General features: G+C 61.3%; 14 protein-coding genes and 1 pseudogene. All 15 read right to left on the bottom strand.

Going from position 1 to position 15078, the window contains the following annotated elements; all coding sequences use genetic code 11:
- A pseudogene (locus tag MOV76_RS07735) lies at window positions 1-501 on the bottom strand (DUF1009 domain-containing protein); the annotation flags it as partial.
- Between the two features lie 3 nt (window positions 502-504).
- Window positions 505-1323, bottom strand: a complete 819-nt coding sequence (gene lpxA, locus MOV76_RS07740) for an acyl-ACP--UDP-N-acetylglucosamine O-acyltransferase (RefSeq protein ID WP_018241895.1) — start codon at window positions 1321-1323, stop codon at window positions 505-507.
- Window positions 1320-1787 (bottom strand): 3-hydroxyacyl-ACP dehydratase FabZ, encoded by a 468-nt coding sequence (gene fabZ / locus MOV76_RS07745; RefSeq protein ID WP_168299889.1) that lies wholly within the window; start codon window positions 1785-1787, stop codon window positions 1320-1322. The genes lpxA and fabZ overlap by 4 nt, the downstream gene beginning before the upstream one ends.
- Window positions 1780-2847, bottom strand: a complete 1068-nt coding sequence (gene lpxD, locus MOV76_RS07750) for a UDP-3-O-(3-hydroxymyristoyl)glucosamine N-acyltransferase (RefSeq protein ID WP_018445462.1) — start codon at window positions 2845-2847, stop codon at window positions 1780-1782. The genes fabZ and lpxD overlap by 8 nt, the downstream gene beginning before the upstream one ends.
- Before the next feature lie 50 nt (window positions 2848-2897).
- Window positions 2898-5237, bottom strand: coding sequence for an outer membrane protein assembly factor BamA (gene bamA, locus MOV76_RS07755; protein ID WP_113542290.1), 2340 nt, complete (start codon window positions 5235-5237; stop codon window positions 2898-2900).
- A gap of 199 nt (window positions 5238-5436) precedes the next feature.
- Complete coding sequence (gene rseP / locus MOV76_RS07760) at window positions 5437-6570, bottom strand: RIP metalloprotease RseP (RefSeq protein WP_247264242.1); 1134 nt, start codon at window positions 6568-6570, stop codon at window positions 5437-5439.
- Window positions 6571-6598: 28 nt separating this feature from the next.
- On the bottom strand, window positions 6599-7429 hold the full coding sequence (locus tag MOV76_RS07765) for a phosphatidate cytidylyltransferase (RefSeq protein WP_130716336.1): 831 nt from the start codon (window positions 7427-7429) through the stop codon (window positions 6599-6601).
- Window positions 7429-8172: an isoprenyl transferase gene (locus tag MOV76_RS07770; protein WP_247264243.1), complete on the bottom strand. Its 744-nt coding sequence runs from the start codon at window positions 8170-8172 to the stop codon at window positions 7429-7431. The genes MOV76_RS07765 and MOV76_RS07770 overlap by 1 nt, the downstream gene beginning before the upstream one ends.
- Before the next feature lie 37 nt (window positions 8173-8209).
- Window positions 8210-8770: a ribosome recycling factor gene (gene frr / locus MOV76_RS07775; protein WP_018241888.1), complete on the bottom strand. Its 561-nt coding sequence runs from the start codon at window positions 8768-8770 to the stop codon at window positions 8210-8212.
- Window positions 8771-8821: 51 nt separating this feature from the next.
- Window positions 8822-9544 carry a UMP kinase gene (pyrH, locus tag MOV76_RS07780; protein WP_003539289.1) on the bottom strand — a complete coding sequence of 241 codons (723 nt, stop codon included), beginning with the start codon at window positions 9542-9544 and terminating at the stop codon, window positions 8822-8824.
- Between the two features lie 96 nt (window positions 9545-9640).
- Window positions 9641-10567, bottom strand: a complete 927-nt coding sequence (tsf, locus tag MOV76_RS07785; RefSeq protein WP_018241887.1) for a translation elongation factor Ts — start codon at window positions 10565-10567, stop codon at window positions 9641-9643.
- A gap of 255 nt (window positions 10568-10822) precedes the next feature.
- On the bottom strand, window positions 10823-11590 hold the full coding sequence (rpsB, locus tag MOV76_RS07790) for a 30S ribosomal protein S2 (protein WP_003559062.1): 768 nt from the start codon (window positions 11588-11590) through the stop codon (window positions 10823-10825).
- Window positions 11591-11771: 181 nt separating this feature from the next.
- Window positions 11772-12878 (bottom strand): substrate-binding domain-containing protein, encoded by a 1107-nt coding sequence (locus MOV76_RS07795; RefSeq protein ID WP_247264244.1) that lies wholly within the window; start codon window positions 12876-12878, stop codon window positions 11772-11774.
- Window positions 12878-13495, bottom strand: a complete 618-nt coding sequence (locus tag MOV76_RS07800) for a 5-bromo-4-chloroindolyl phosphate hydrolysis family protein (RefSeq protein WP_247264245.1) — start codon at window positions 13493-13495, stop codon at window positions 12878-12880. Before MOV76_RS07800 ends, MOV76_RS07795 begins: the two co-directional genes overlap by 1 nt.
- Before the next feature lie 7 nt (window positions 13496-13502).
- Window positions 13503-15071, bottom strand: a complete 1569-nt coding sequence (locus MOV76_RS07805; protein ID WP_247264302.1) for a substrate-binding domain-containing protein — start codon at window positions 15069-15071, stop codon at window positions 13503-13505.
- Window positions 15072-15078: the final 7 nt, after the last annotated feature.

Genomic DNA, 15078 nt, shown 5'->3' on the forward strand with positions numbered 1-15078 from the left:
TTCCGCCGCGCGGTTGATATCGCGCCGGTCTTCTTCGCCCGGTATCGCCGTGCCGAGCGGGCCGACGGCGGCAAGAAGGTCGGGGGCGATCTCATGGGCACCGACGACGCGCCGGCCGTTTCCCTCGATCAGCCGGATCACCATCTGCAGCACCGTATCGTCGCCGCCGGACAGCAAGGTGCGGATCGCGGCCGGCATCTTCATCAGAGTGCGCAGAGTCGGGCGCACCTCGCGCCATTCCGGCCGGCGCCGCACGCTGCCGGACATGACGACACGGCCGATGCCGTAGCGGTTCAAGAGGCCCTCGAGAGCTGCAAAATCGCCGATGCCGATGACGGCATGGTCATACCCTTCCCAGCGCCGGTCGCTTTCGTCCTTCAGCGCGACGATGACGGGATTTTCACCCGCCGCTCGCGCGGCTTCGGCGACATAGGAAGGCAGAAGGCCGCCGCCGGCGATGATCGCCAGCCGGCCCGCAGCGGTGTCGCCGGATAAAGTCACGGACTAGCCCTTCTGTCCCCGGGTCGGCGAGGACAAGGCGCGGTCGCTGTCAGCGGCGATGAAATCGAGGATGTGGACCACCTGCTCGCAATCGGCATATTCTTCGCGGATGGCGGCGGCGTTTTCGCGGACCGAGCCCGTTCCTTCGAAGATCGACTTGTAGGCGCGGCGCACTCTATGAATGACGGCGCGGTCGACACCGGCGCGCGTCATGCCGACGACGTTGAGGCCGCTCAGCAGCCCGGGATTGCCGTTCAGCATGCCGTAGGGGATGACGTCGTAGCTCACTGCCGAGAGCCCGCCGACGAAGGCCTGACGGCCGACGCGGGTGAACTGGTGAACGGCCGAGCCACCACCCAGGATGACACGATCCTCGATGACGACATGACCGGCGAGCATGACGTTATTCGACATGATCACGTGATTGCCGACCCGGCAGTCATGCGCGACATGGGAATTGGCAAGGAAGAGGTTGTTGTCGCCGACGATCGTCTGGCCGCCGAAATCGGCCGTGCCGGTGTTCATCGTCACGCCTTCGCGGATCGTGCAGTTGGCGCCGACCGTCAGCGTCGTTTCCTCGCCGCCGTGATGCACGCTCTGCGGATCGCCGCCGACGACCGCCATCGGGAAGATGCGCGTGCCCTTGCCGATCACAGTGCGGCCGGTAACGACCGCATGCGACAAAAGCTCGACATTCGCATGCAGGACGACGTGCGACCCAACATGGCAGAAGGGACCGATCTTGACGCCCTCACCGATAACAGCACCGTCTTCGACGGCGGCCATCGGATGAATGCGGGCGCTTTCGGCGATAGTGCTCATGCCTGATCCTTACGAACGATCATCGCGCCGATATCGGCTTCGGCGACAAGCGCGCCGTCGACCTTGGCATCGCAATGGAATTTCCAGATATTGCCGCGCTGCTTGTGCTTCTTGACATGGAATTCAACACGATCGCCGGGTACGACGGGCTTGCGGAAGCGCGCATTCTCGATGGTCATGAAATAAACGAGGTTGCCGGGCTGGCCATCCTTCTTGGCACAGATCGCACCCGCGGTCTGGGCCATGCCCTCGATCAAGAGAACGCCGGGCATGATCGGAGATTCCGGAAAATGGCCAGTGAAATGCGGTTCGTTCACGGTGACGTTCTTGATGCCAATCGCTGTGTTGTCGCCGTCGATCTCGATGATCCTGTCGACCATGAGAAACGGGTAGCGATGCGGCAGCAGTTTCATGATCTCGATGATGTCAGCCGAAGAAAGCGTTGTCGTGGCTTCCTCAGTCATTTTGCTCGCCTCCAGGTTTCTTCCCGCGCACTCTCGTCTTGGACATCATTTGCGCGACATCTCTCAGATAGTCATTTAGCGGACGCGCAGGTGTGCCACCATATTGTCCGCCGGCGGCAAGATCGGTCATGATACCGCTTTGGGCGGCGATCTGCACGCCGTCGCCGATCGTCACGTGCCCCTTGATGCCGACCTGGCCGCCGATCTGCACGCCATTGCCGATCTTCGCGCTACCGGCGATGCCGACCTGCGCAACGACGGCGCAATGGCGGCCGATCTGAACGTTGTGGCCAATCTGGACCTGGTTGTCGATCTTGGTGCCCTCGCCGATCACCGTATCGTCCATGGCGCCGCGGTCGATCGTGGTGTTTGCGCCGATCTCGACATTGTCCTGAATGATCACCCGGCCGATCTGGACGATCTTGATCATGCCGCGAGGACCCGGCGCGTAGCCGAAACCATCCTGGCCGATGCGGACGCCGTTGTGGATGATGACGCCATTGCCGAGCAGTGCACAGAGAATGCTCGCACCGGCCGCAATCGAACAATCCCGGCCGATCTTGACGCCCGGACCGATGATGCTCTGCGCGCCAATGCGCGTCCCCTCGCCGATCTCGGCATGCGCACCGATGACGGCCATCGGCTCGACGATCACACCTTTTTCGAGTTTGGCGCTCGGATCGATCACCGCGCTTGGCGCGATCTCGCCTTCACCTGGCGAAAAGGTGACCGGGCGCAAGGCTGCGGGATAAAGCAGGCCGCCCGCCATCGCGAAGGCCGCATGCGGATTGGACGACAGAATGACCGGGATATGCTGAGGTACGAGATCAGCAAGCGCCTTGTCGCAGATCACCACCGAGGCTTCGCATGTCGCCAGCTCATCGCGGCTGCGGCGCGACAGGATATAACAGACATCGCCTGCCCGTGCCCGGCTGATGGGGGCAACGGACCTGACAATAACACCGGCATGGTCGGAATTGACAAGTTCCGCCCCAAGAAACTCTGCCAGCTCAGCGAGCTTCAGACCTTCATGGGGCAGAAAGAAAACGTTTTGCTCCATCGGCAATGCTCCAGAACGGAATTGAGTCTTACAGTTCCGGACTGCCGATATCAGAATTGGTTGTTGATGCCAAACTTGAAGTTCTGCGTCTTGTCGAAGTCTTCCTTGAGGACCGGGATCGCGTAATCCAGACGCAACGCACCGAAGGGAGACTGCCAGACGACACCGACACCGACGGAAGCGCGCAGGGAGGCGTCTTCGCCTTCGATGCCGTCGCCCCTCAGGTCAACGTCGTTGCCGAACAACGTGCCGGCGTCGGCGAAGACCGCGCCGCGCAGGTTGAAGTCACGCGGGAAGCCGGGCATCGGGAAGGTCGCTTCGGCCGACGCTGTGAAATAAGTGGTACCGCCCAGCGGATCGTCGTTGGTACCGGAAACGCGCGGGCCGATACCCTTGTTTTCGAAGCCACGAATGTCACCGTTGGTCAGCGTGAACTGGTCGAAGACGTTCAGATGGTCGCCAAAGCCGATGACATAACCCGCCGAAGCCGAGACCGAACCGATGATATCGGCATCGTCGGCGAGCAGACGGTAGTAACGAGCCTTGCCGTAGATCTTGTAGAACTGCGAGTCACCGCCGAGACCGGCAATTTCCTGCGTCGCCGTCGCATAGATGCCTTCGCGTGGCAGGACCGTGTCGTCAAGCGTGTTGTAGGTCAGCGTCTGCGAGACGGAAGAACGTGTCCACGGGCTGTCCTCTACCAGGTGCTGATACGGAGCAGACAGATCGGAAAGATCGCTGTTATCAGCGTCATACTTCATCTGCTTGTAGTTATAACGGAAGGTCGTCGCCAGATCCTCGGTAATCGGCGCGGTGACGCGCAGGACGACACTGGTTTCCTCGTAATCGTAGTTGTCATTGCTCGACGTTTCGCTGCGGTTGACGTCGAATCCTGCCGCCAAACGGTAGCCAAGGAAATAAGGCTCGGTGAAGCTGACGCCGTAGGCGCGCGAGCCTTCCTGACCGCCGCCGGCCGAGATGCGGATATACTGGCCGCGGCCGAGGAAGTTCTTTTCCTCGATCGAGGCTTCGAGCAGCAGGCCGTCGCCGCCGGCGGCATAACCCGCACCGACACCGAACGAACCGGTCGACTGATCCTGCACATCGACAACCACCACGACCCGGTCCGGGGAGCTGCCCGGCTGGGTGGAGATGTTGACTGAGGAGAAATAGCCGAGCGCTTCGAGGCGACGCTTGGCCTTGGTGATCATCTGCTGATTGAAGGCGTCGCCTTCGCTCATGTCGAATTCACGGCGGATGACGTAGTCGCGCGTGCGGCTGTTGCCGCGAATCTCGATGCGCTCGACATAGGCGCGCTCGCCCTGGTCGACCAGATATTCGACACCGATCGTGTTGTTGTTGAGGTCGCGGTTACCGCGCGGCGTGACGCGCGCAAAGGGATAACCGGCAGACGCCACCTGATCGGAGATCGCCTCGATCGACTTCTGCACTTCCTTGGCGTTGTAGACCTGGCCTTCGCGAGTGCGTACGAGCGGCTGCAACTGGTCGGAGCCGACGCCTTCGACGGTCGACTGGACGGTCACTGGTCCGAAGTCGTAACGCTGACCTTCCTCGATGTTGAAGGTGAGCGTGTACTTGTTGGTCGCGTCGTCGAAGGCGGCATCGGAAGAAACGATGCGCATGTCGGCGTAGCCGCGATTGTAATAGAACTGGCGCAGCGCTTCTTCGTCGGCGTGGAGCTTGTCTTCGTTATAGACGTCCTTGCGGGTCAGGAACGACAGGAAGTTCGAACGCTTGGTGTTGATGACGGCAGCCAGGCGGCCGGCGCTGTAGGCATTGTTGCCGACGAAGTTGATCGAATCGATCTTGGTGCGATCACCTTCGTTGATGACGAAGGCGAGGTTGACGCGGCCTTCGCCGAGCGGCACCACCTGCGTCGTGACTTCAACCTCGCTGCGGCCGGTGGCAGCGTAAGCTTCCTTGATCGACTGAATGTCGGATTGGATCTGGGTGTCGCTGTAGGGACCAGCAGCGTGGGTCTGGACGATCGTCGCGAGCTTGTCGTCCTTGATCTTGCGGTTGCCGTTGAAGACGACCTGATTGACGAGCTGGGCTTCCTGAACGTTGACGACGAGCGTGCTTCCGGAGACCGAGATCTTGACGTCGGAGAAGTAACCCGTCCCGTAGAGCTGCTTGACCGATGCATCGATATCGCTGTTCGAAAAACTCTTTCCAGGAGCGATGGTGAGGTTCGACCGAACGGCTTCCGCGCCGACACGGCTTGCGCCGCGCACATCGATGCGCTGGATAACCGCGGCCTCAGCGGCCGTAGCGGAAACGAACGTCAAAGCACCTGCGCCCGAAGCAACAACACTAGCAGACAGCGCAACCGCCGATACTGCGTTCAAAAACTTTGAACCAGCCTTCATTTCACCCATTACCTTTTGTTTCCCTCGTCCCCGGTTCCAGGAGAACCCGATTCCGGTCACGTGTGTCGTTTTACCCGCTTTTGACATACAAGCAAGGCAGGTCGTTAATTTCTGTTTACTTCATTTGCAAGCGTGACCCATTCGCCACTACAGCCTTGAAACATCGTAAATAAATAGTAATTACCCTCGCCTTGCTCGTTTACCCTCTCAACGAGCCAATATCGTTCCAGGTCGTGAAAACCATCAATGTCAGTATCATCGCCAGGCCGATGCGAAAGGCAATTTCATGGGCCGAAGAGCCCAGCGGTTTTCCCCTCACCGCTTCCACCGCATAGAACATCAGGTGGCCGCCATCAAGTACCGGAACCGGCATCAGGTTAAGCAATCCTATCGAAACAGAAAGCACCGCCGCAAGCTGCAACACCGCGCCTATCCCAAGCGACGCCATCTGGCCCGAAGCTTGCGCCACGCGGATCGGCCCACCCAATTGATCGGCGCGCATCGTTCCGCTGAAGATGTTGGCGATATATTTGAAGGTGCCGGTAACGATATCCCGGGTCTGGAGCACAGCCTCACGCAACGCCTGCAGCGGCGTATAGGTCTGCAGGCGGAAATTGCCGGCCTGCTGGTTGGTGACGATGCCGATCTGGCCGACCTCAGCCTTGTTGCCGAACTGGTCAGTCATGTCGACGCGTTGCGGCACCATCGGCAGATCGAGCTTCTGCCCACCACGCTCGATGGTCACGACGATCTTCTGGCTCGGACGGATGCTGACATAGCGGCGCACGTCGTCGAAGGTCTCGACCTTGCCGCCATCGATGGCGACCAATAGATCGCCTGGAAGCACGCCAGCGGCAGCCGCGGCGCCATCAGGCTTGACCTCGGCAACGACAGGATCGGCGATCGTGCGGCCATAGACCGAGAAAAGAATGGTGAAGATGGCGATCGCCAGCAGAAAATTGGCGATCGGGCCAGCCGCGACGGTTGCAGCGCGTTTCCACAGCTTGGCGCCAGCAAAGGAGCGCGCCCTGTCTTCCTCGGACATGGCGGCGATCTTGTCGGTGTCGGGCTTGCTCGAGGCATCCTCGTCGCCGAAGAACCGGACGTAGCCGCCAAGCGGGATCGCCGCGATCTTCCAACGCGTTCCGTGGCGATCGGTGAAGCCGAATATCTCCGGACCGAAGCCAACGGAAAAGGCAAGGATGCGAATGCCGCTCCAACGCCCGACCAGGTAATGGCCCATCTCATGCACGAAGACGAGCAGAGACAGCACGAGGATGAAGGTAACGATATTCCCCATCAAAAATGCGTATATGCCGCTCAGCGTTTCCATGAGTGCCTTCCGTCAGACTGCCGCGTTGTCAGAGTCCGAACAATGCCGCGCCAAGCGACGTCATTCCGGTCCCCTTTATCAGGGAAAAAAGCCCTGCAAGCAAGAACGCCGAAAAACAGGCAAAAATCAGTCCGTCGACACGGTCCATGACGCCGCCATGGCCCGGAATGAGACGGCTGGAATCCTTGACGCCGAATCTCCGCTTGATGAACGATTCGAAAAGATCGCCGGACTGGCTGCAAATGGAGAGAACAAGCGCTGCGAAGGCGGCGATGATTTCAGCGCCCGGAAGGAGAAAATGGACGAGAACGACGCCGGCTGCGACCGCCGAAACGGCGCCGCCGATTGCGCCGGACCAGGTCTTTCCCGGCGAGATCGAAGGAGCAAGCTTCGGTCCTCCGAGCGCCCGGCCGACGAAATAGGCAAGGATATCGGTTGCCCAGACGACGGCAAAAACGAAGAGCATGGCGTAAAGGCCAAGCCGGTCATCGCTTCTGATCGCGGCAAGCGCCAGGCCGGTGACGCCGGCATAAAACAGGCCCACTGGCAACCAGCGGCTCGTACCATGCAGGATGACCAGGGCTATGCCGACGGCGGTGACGCCGGCCAACATGCCGGCGGCGAATTCGAAATTGCCGACAAGCACGAGGAAGGCGACCGCCGCCTCACCGATCCAGCCGACGGCATTGACGACCCAATCCCGCGCGATGCCGGTGATCTTCGACCATTCATAGTAGATCAGCAGGCCAATGGCGACCGCCAGGATACGGAAGGCAAGGCCGCCATACCAGGTGGCGGCAAGAACGATGGCCGCAAGAATCAGTCCTGAAACGATGCGGAGCTTCAGTTCCCTCTGCATCAGGTGCCGACCGCAGCCGCCTGCGACGACAGGCCGCCGAAGCGCCGGTCGCGAGAGGCGAATGTCTCGAGCGCCGAGCGGAAGATCTCAGGGCTGAAATCCGGCCAGTATTCCGGAAGGAAGATGAATTCCGAATAGGCGGCCTGCCACAGGAGGAAGTTGGAAAGCCGCTCTTCGCCGCTGGTGCGAATAATAAGATCCGGGTCGGGGATACCCGCGGTATCGAGGCGGGCGTTAATCAGCGCGGGTGTAATATCCTGCGCCCTCAGGCGGCCGTCCTCGACATCCCTGGCGAGGCTCACCACGGCGCGGGCGATCTCGTCGCGCGAGCCATAGTTGAAGGCGATGACGAGCGTCAGTGACGTGTTGTCCTTGGTCGTCTCCTCCGCCTCCAGAAGCAGGCCGAGAATATCGCTGCGCAGGCTGTGGCGGTCGCCGATCACCTTGATCCGCACGTTCTGGCGGTGGAGCTCGGCGAGATCGCGCCGGATGAAAGCCTTGAGCAGGCCGAGCAGATCGGAGACCTCGGCTTCGGGCCGGCGCCAGTTCTCCGAGGAGAAGGCAAAGAGGGTCAGATATTTTATGCCGGCCGCACCGGCGGCGCGTACTGTCTCGCGCACCGCCTCGACGCCCTTGCGATGGCCCATCGTGCGCGGCAGACCACGCTGCTTGGCCCAGCGGCCATTGCCGTCCATGATGATGGCAACATGCTCTGGCACAGTCACAAATATAGATTCCGACATTTCCCGTCCGGTCTTTCCAGGCAAAGGCACAGATCCACTAGACCTGCATGATTTCCTTTTCCTTCTCGCCAAGCAAGCGGTCGATTTCGGAAATCGTCTCGTCCGTCATCTTCTGTACACGTTCCGACTGCGCCCGGCTCTCGTCCTGGCCGATGACGCCGTCCTTTTCGGCTTTCTTCAAGCCGTCCATGCCGTCGCGGCGGACATGGCGAATCGCCACCTTGCTCTTTTCGGCATAGTCGTGCGCCACCTTGACGAGCGATTTGCGGCGCTCCTCGTTCAGTTCCGGCAGCGGAATGCGCAGGTTCTGGCCGTCGACGATCGGGTTGAGGCCGAGATTGGATTCGCGGATGCCGCGCTCGACAGCACTGACCATCGATTTGTCCCAGACGGAAACCGACAGCATGCGCGGCTCGGGCACGGTGATGTTGGCGACCTGGTTCAGCGGCATGCGGGAACCATAGGCCTCGATCGTCACCGGGTCGAGGATGTTGGCCGAAGCACGGCCGGTGCGCAGCGATGCGATGTCGCTCTTAAATGCGGAAATGGCGCCGTCCATGCGGCGCTTCAGTTCCTTGATATCGATACCTTCACTCATGTCGATGCTCCCGTCTGGCGAGGGCTGCGCCGAAACCGCGGCGCAGCTTTATCAGTTGTCGGAGACGATGGTCTTGAGGCCACCGCCCGTCAAGATTTCAGCAAAACCACCCTTCTCGTGGATCGAGAAGACGATGATCGGAATGGAATTTTCCCTGGCGAGCGCCACGGCGGCAACGTCCATCACCGCAAGCCCCCTGTCCAGCACTTCCTGGTGCGTCAAGCGGTCGAGGCGAGTCGCATCGGGATATTTCTTCGGGTCGGCGGTGTAGATGCCGTCCACCTGCGTACCCTTGAAGATCGCTTCCGCGCCCATTTCGGCGGCGCGAAGTGCTGCGGCGGAATCGGTGGTGAAGAAGGGGTTGCCGGTGCCACCGGCAAAGATCACCACGCGTCCCATCGACAGATGATAAAGGGTTGCGCGCTGCGAAAAGCTCTCGCAGATCTCGGGCATGGAGATGGCCGAAAGCACCACCGTATCGATGTTCAGCTTGCGCAGCGAGGTCGCCAGCGCCAGCGCGTTGATGATGGTGCCGAGCATGCCCATGTGGTCGCCGGTGACCCGGTCGCCGCCCTTGGACGCAACCGCGACACCGCGGAAGATATTGCCGCCACCGACGACGACGCCGACTTCCACGCCCATATGCCGTGCCTCGGCGATGTCGGATGCAATGCGGTCCGCCACCGTCACATCGATCCCGAAACCCTGGCCACCCATGAGCGCTTCGCCGGAAGCCTTGAGTAGAACGCGTTTATAGACAGGCTCTAAAGACATCTTGGCTCCTCGTAAATTGCCGTGAATGCCCGATACACGAAGGGCACCGCGTTGTCACGCGATGCCCTTCGTGTTTTCCCAATTATGACTGGAAGATCAACCCTTGACGGCAGCCGCAACTTCGGCCGCGAAGTCGGTTTCTTCCTTCTCGACGCCTTCGCCGAGCAGCAGACGGGCCATGCCGGCAACTTCGATCGGCGCGCCGACGGCCTTTTCAGCTTCCTTGATGGCGGCGGCAACCGTCAGATCCGGATTGATGACGAAAGCCTGCGAGAGAAGAGCAACTTCCTCGAAGAACTTGCGCATGCGGCCTTCGACCATCTTTTCGATGATGTTGTCAGGCTTGCCGGAAGCGCGCGACTGCTCGATGAAGACGTTGCGCTCGCGCTCGGCGACGGCGGCATCGACTTCTTCCGGGCGGATCGCCAGCGGCGCGGTCGCCGCGATGTGCATGGCGACCTGACGGCCGATGGCGTTCAGGGCTTCCTTGTCGCCGGTCGACTTCAGCGCCACGAGAACGCCGAGCTTGCCGAGGCCGTCGGAAACAGCATTGTGGATATAGGTGGCGACGACGCCGTCCTCGACGGAGAGAGCGGTCGAACGGCGCAGGTTCATGTTCTCGCCGATCGTGGCGATCGCATCCTTGATCGTGTCGGAAACGGACTTGCCGGATGCCGGGTAGGTCGCAGCGGCAACGGCGTCGACCGTGCCGTCGGTCGAGACGGCGACCTTGGCGATGCCGCGGACGAGTTCCTGGAAGGCATCGTTACGGGCGACGAAGTCGGTTTCGGAATTGACTTCGACGACGACGGCCTTGGTGCCCTGGCTCGAAACGCCGATGAGGCCTTCGGCAGCGGTACGGCCGGACTTCTTGTCGGCCTTGGCGATGCCCTTGGCGCGCAGCCAGTCGATCGCCGCTTCCATGTCGCCACCGGTTTCAGCAAGAGCCTTCTTGCAGTCCATCATGCCTGCGCCGGTCTTTTCGCGCAGTTCCTTCACCATTGCAGCCGTAATCTCGCTCATTAGCTTCCTCTTGTCGGTTCATACGGTGGGCCGTAAAGCGCGGCTCAGCACCGGATTGAGGCACGAAATGTACCTGTATGTATGACAGCGTGATGAAGACGCGCCATAACGAAACTTCTCTGGCGAAGAGCCTGATGCCTTCGCCCTGAAACAGGCAAGGCCGCCGAACTTCGATGAGTCGCGAGCGGCCTTTCCCAGTCTCTGCAAGCCCTGTCTCTGTAAGCTTTGGCGGATCTTTCGATCCGCCCGCTTTCATCAGCCTTCGGCTGCTTCCTCGAGAGCCGGTTCGACCGGAAGTTCGGAGGATGCGCCGAGATCGCGGCCGGAAGAGCCCTGCTGACGGGCGATGCCGTCGATGGCAGCGCGGGAGATCAGCTCGCAGTAAAGAGCGATCGCGCGCGAAGCATCGTCGTTACCCGGGATCGGATAGTCGATCAGGTCCGGATCGCAGTTCGAATCGATGATGGCGACAACCGGGATGCCGAGGCGCTTGGCTTCGTCGATCGCGATCTTTTCCTTGTTGGTGTCGATGATAAACATCAGGTCAGGCGTGCCGCCCATATCGCGGATACCGCCGAGGGCCTTGTCGAGCTTTTCACGCTCGCGCTCGAGGTTCAGGCGTTCCTTCTTGGTGAAGCCCTGGGCTTCGCCGTTCAGGATCTCGTCGAGCTTGCGCAGGCGCTGGATCGAGTTGGAGATCGTCTTCCAGTTCGTCATCATGCCGCCGAGCCAGCGCGAGTTGACGTAGTACTGGGCCGAGCGCTTGGCGCTGTCGGCAATGATCTCAGACGCCTGGCGCTTGGTGCCGACGAAGAGAACGCGGCCGCCGCGGGCAACGGTGTCGCTGACGACCTGAAGGGCGCGCGACAGCATCGGAACGGTCTGGGCCAGATCGATGATGTGAATGTTGTTGCGATCGCCGAAGATGTACGGCTTCATCTTCGGGTTCCAGCGATGCGTCTGGTGGCCGAAGTGGACGCCTGCTTCAAGAAGCTGGCGCATAGAAAAATCAGGCAATGCCATGCCTTGTTACTCCTTTTCCGGTTGAACCTCCGCAAGGCGAACAGCACCCTCTTCGAGGATGCCACCGGGCGGAACAGCCCGGATTTCTCCCGGACGATCCCATGCCTTACGTGTGGAATGCCGGTGCCCATACATTCGATTTGGCGCAAAAGCAAGGCTTATGCCGAAAAAACCTGGCGGCTCAGCTTGCCAGCGTCGGCAGCAGCGACAGCATGACGCCTGCATCCGGCATCGGCAGGATGGCATCGACCTCGGCCGGCAGCAGGGTACCGATCGCACTGTCGGCGTTGCCGGTGGCGGTCCCCAGCGGACCGCGGAAGCCGTGTCTCGTCCAGGCAAGTTCCTGGAGCTTCGGGCTGGACAGCGCTTCGATCAGCCGGTTGGCATTCTGGTCGACGACGATCAGCGGATGCGCTGAATGGACGGTCGGGCGCGGATAGAGCACCACCGGCTTTGCGCCGGCGCTCGCCCTGATGCGCTCCCAGCGCGCGGGATCGGCGAGGATCCATTCGACCAGCTGGTTCTCATAGCCGACGATCATCGGCTCACCGCCGAGACCGCCCGCGAGATACTGGTCGAAAAGTTTACCTGACGACGGCGACTTGAAGCCCATGTTGCGGAAGATCGCCTGCACCTTGCCGCCAAAGGTTGCGAGGTCTGCGGATGTCGCGACGTTGCCGCTGAACAGGCTGAGCACCAAGCCCGCAAACATGAAGCCGGAATTCGAGCGGTTGGGATCGGTCGAGACGATGCGGGCGCGGCCATAGAGCGAATTGACGCCGAGCTTCGACCAGTCGGATCCGGCAAGAATCGCATCAAGCAGCGCCTTGAGGTCGAGCTGATGATGGCCTTCGTTCGTCACCGTCACCAATCCCGCTTTCACCAATCCATCGACAACGGGCTGCCAGGAATAGACGACGATCGGCGTGTTCAGCACGACGCGGTCGTTGCGGATAGAAATGCCGTTTTGCCTGGCGATATCGACCATGATCGAGGAAGACGGCCAGAGGAATTGCGGATGCTGCGACAGCAGCGCCTGTTCGCGGACCATCTCGACGGAGCCCGCGACGCGGCTGTCCACTGTCAATCCGTATCCACCGAGCGCCCTGATGACGTCGGGATCGGCGAGGAAGGCCTCCTTCTCGCCGCCGACGAAGCCGAACAACGTCGTGCGGCTACCGAGCAGGCCCTGCAATTCGGGCCGATCCCGGACGGCGAAATAACCGCCGGTGCCGACGACGCCGGCTCCGAGCAGTCCCACTCCAAAGGCACGACGAGAAAGGGCCATCAGCGTCCGATATCCTCTTTGAGCGATGCCTGAATGAGGCGCAGATCGGTGTCGAGCGTGCCGAGTTCCTCGTCGACCAGGCTGTCGGCATAATGGACGAAGGCCTCTTCGAGCTTGACCAGCACGCTGCGGACCTCCTCCAACTGCTTGAGGTCGGGAACGCGCTTGGCCTCGATGACGGCAAAACCCTCCGCCACCTCGGCGGCACGCGGCAGATAATAGGAGAGGAACCGCCGCACGGCATTGGCGCTTTCGGGCTTGGCCTCGACCTTGCGAAAGACATCAGCGGCGATTTCCGCGAGATGCCGGACTGCGGCTGCCATCTGCTTGTCACCGATCGCATCCGCGGCAGTCTCCAGGCGTTCGGCAAAAGGAACCGCAGCCTCCAGCAGGTCGCGGGCAAAGGCGACGCGTCCGCTGCCGATGCTCTTGACATCGAGGCCTTCGAACAGCCGGCGCGGTGCAAGCAGAATGACCAGGCCGGCAAAGACCAGGAGGGCGATGATGGCGGCGATCCAGAAGGGCATGCCGGCGGCGAAGCTCAAGAGCGGCACGGTGATTGCCGCCGCCAGTCCCGCCACGATCCAGTTGCCGTCATTGCCGAGCCAGTTGCGCATGCCTGTCCTAATTGTAGCCTCGCGCCGTGCGGAAGGCGGTGGCGAGATCCGAACCGCCGTCGAACACGCGCGCTGAGGTCAGCTTGGCGAGGCTGTCGAGCTGGGTCTTGTCGGCGTCGCCGAATGTGATGCCGAAGATCGGCACATGCGGCTCCATCGCGTTCCATTCTCTAGCGAAGGCCTGGCTTTGATCGTCGGACTTGCCGTCGGTCATGATGACGATGGCAGGCAGATAAGTCGAGAGCCTGTCGGTTCGGGCAATCTGCTGCAGTGCCCGTTCGGCGCAGGCATACATGTTGGTGCCGCCATCAGCCTTCTGCCTGGAAATCTCGTTCAGCAGCCCTTCCTGCTCCAACGGGTTTCCACTCGCCATGAAGGTATTGCGCACGCCGCCGTCGAAGGGAATGACGATGATCTGGTCGGCGGGCGACCATTGCACCAGCACCCTGCTCGCCTCGTCTGGTGTCAACAGGAAACGCATTGCCTTCTGCAGCTGGTCCTCGCCGTCGCCCTGCATCGAGCCGGAAAAATCGAGGCAGAGCGCGGTCAGCGACGGCTTGCGCAGTGCGGCCTGATAAAGGGTGAGCGCCTGGCGGATGACGCCCGCCTCCGGCATGCGGATTGCCGTCACGAGCCGGGCGGGATCGAAATTCCAGCTTGCGTCCGGTTTTGCGGCAACACCGGACAGCGGAATGCGCCGGCCCGTATCGGCGATGCGCTGCTGCACCGGGGCCGAGCTCAGATAGGCGAGCAGATCGTTGAAGAAGGTCTGGACTTCTGGCCCGCGGCCATGATCGACGAAACCGATCGGCGAATCCGCCATGGCCACACCATCGGCCGGATAGATGGCGTAAAGCGGTTCCTGCGACAGGGCCGCGAGCTTGTCGTTGGTTTCCTTCAGCACCGCCTCGTAATTCCACATCGCATCATAGACCGTGCCCTTGCCGGCGGATTCGACATAGAGATCGGCAAGCCAGCCTGAGGAGCCGGAAGAGCGCACGACACCCGAAAGCAGCGACCGGACGCTCTCCTGGACGTGTCTGTCGTCGAGGTCGCCGGGTTCGATTACCGGCTTGTTGCCGAGCGCACTCGACAGCATGGCGAGATAGGCGCTGGCGCCCGAATTGGATTGTGTCGCCGAGGTCATGAGGAACTTCAACGATCCGCTCTCGACGGCAGCAAGAATGTCTTTCATGAAGACATCCTTGCCGATCCAGCCGAGCTGCTGTGCCTTCGACCTACGCACGCCCAAGACCACCGGCGTCTGAGCGATCGAGGTCAGGCTCTTGACGCGGCGCTTGGTGTCGAACATGTCGACCCAGACGCTGGAGGCCGGCCAAACCGCATCCTGCGCGACGCCCTGGTCGCTCTGCAACGCCAGGCCGATATCGAGCGTGCCTTCATATTTGAAGGTGCAGGTGGCGTTCTTCTGCTTGCAGAATTCCTCGACGATCGGCTGCAGAACGGTATTCTCCGATCCCGATACGATCGAGAAATCCGGCCCCTGACCGAAGGGATTGCAGCCGGCAAGAGGCAGAGCGGCAAGAAGTGCCAGGCCTGAAAGCAGTGCTCGCATCGTCACC

Source organism: Rhizobium sp. PRIMUS64 (assembly GCF_023006465.1).
GTDB classification, from domain to species: Bacteria; Pseudomonadota; Alphaproteobacteria; order Rhizobiales; family Rhizobiaceae; genus Rhizobium; species Rhizobium leguminosarum.

Excerpts from the sequence above, each read along its gene's own strand:
- MOV76_RS07770 (WP_247264243.1), bottom strand. The coding sequence starts at position 8,172 with ATGTCGGAATCTATATTTGTGACTGTGCCAGAGCATGTTGCCATCATC.
- fabZ (WP_168299889.1), bottom strand. The coding sequence starts at position 1,787 with ATGACTGAGGAAGCCACGACAACGCTTTCTTCGGCTGACATCATCGAG.
- frr (WP_018241888.1), bottom strand. The coding sequence starts at position 8,770 with ATGAGTGAAGGTATCGATATCAAGGAACTGAAGCGCCGCATGGACGGC.
- lpxA (WP_018241895.1), bottom strand. The coding sequence starts at position 1,323 with ATGAGCACTATCGCCGAAAGCGCCCGCATTCATCCGATGGCCGCCGTC.
- lpxD (WP_018445462.1), bottom strand. The coding sequence starts at position 2,847 with ATGGAGCAAAACGTTTTCTTTCTGCCCCATGAAGGTCTGAAGCTCGCT.
- rpsB (WP_003559062.1), bottom strand. The coding sequence starts at position 11,590 with ATGGCATTGCCTGATTTTTCTATGCGCCAGCTTCTTGAAGCAGGCGTC.
- tsf (WP_018241887.1), bottom strand. The coding sequence starts at position 10,567 with ATGAGCGAGATTACGGCTGCAATGGTGAAGGAACTGCGCGAAAAGACC.
- MOV76_RS07765 (WP_130716336.1), bottom strand. The coding sequence starts at position 7,429 with ATGCAGAGGGAACTGAAGCTCCGCATCGTTTCAGGACTGATTCTTGCG.
- bamA (WP_113542290.1), bottom strand. The coding sequence starts at position 5,237 with ATGAAGGCTGGTTCAAAGTTTTTGAACGCAGTATCGGCGGTTGCGCTG.
- MOV76_RS07800 (WP_247264245.1), bottom strand. The coding sequence starts at position 13,495 with ATGCGCAACTGGCTCGGCAATGACGGCAACTGGATCGTGGCGGGACTG.
- MOV76_RS07795 (WP_247264244.1), bottom strand. The coding sequence starts at position 12,878 with ATGGCCCTTTCTCGTCGTGCCTTTGGAGTGGGACTGCTCGGAGCCGGC.
- pyrH (WP_003539289.1), bottom strand. The coding sequence starts at position 9,544 with ATGTCTTTAGAGCCTGTCTATAAACGCGTTCTACTCAAGGCTTCCGGC.
- rseP (WP_247264242.1), bottom strand. The coding sequence starts at position 6,570 with ATGGAAACGCTGAGCGGCATATACGCATTTTTGATGGGGAATATCGTT.
- MOV76_RS07805 (WP_247264302.1), bottom strand. The coding sequence starts at position 15,071 with ATGCGAGCACTGCTTTCAGGCCTGGCACTTCTTGCCGCTCTGCCTCTT.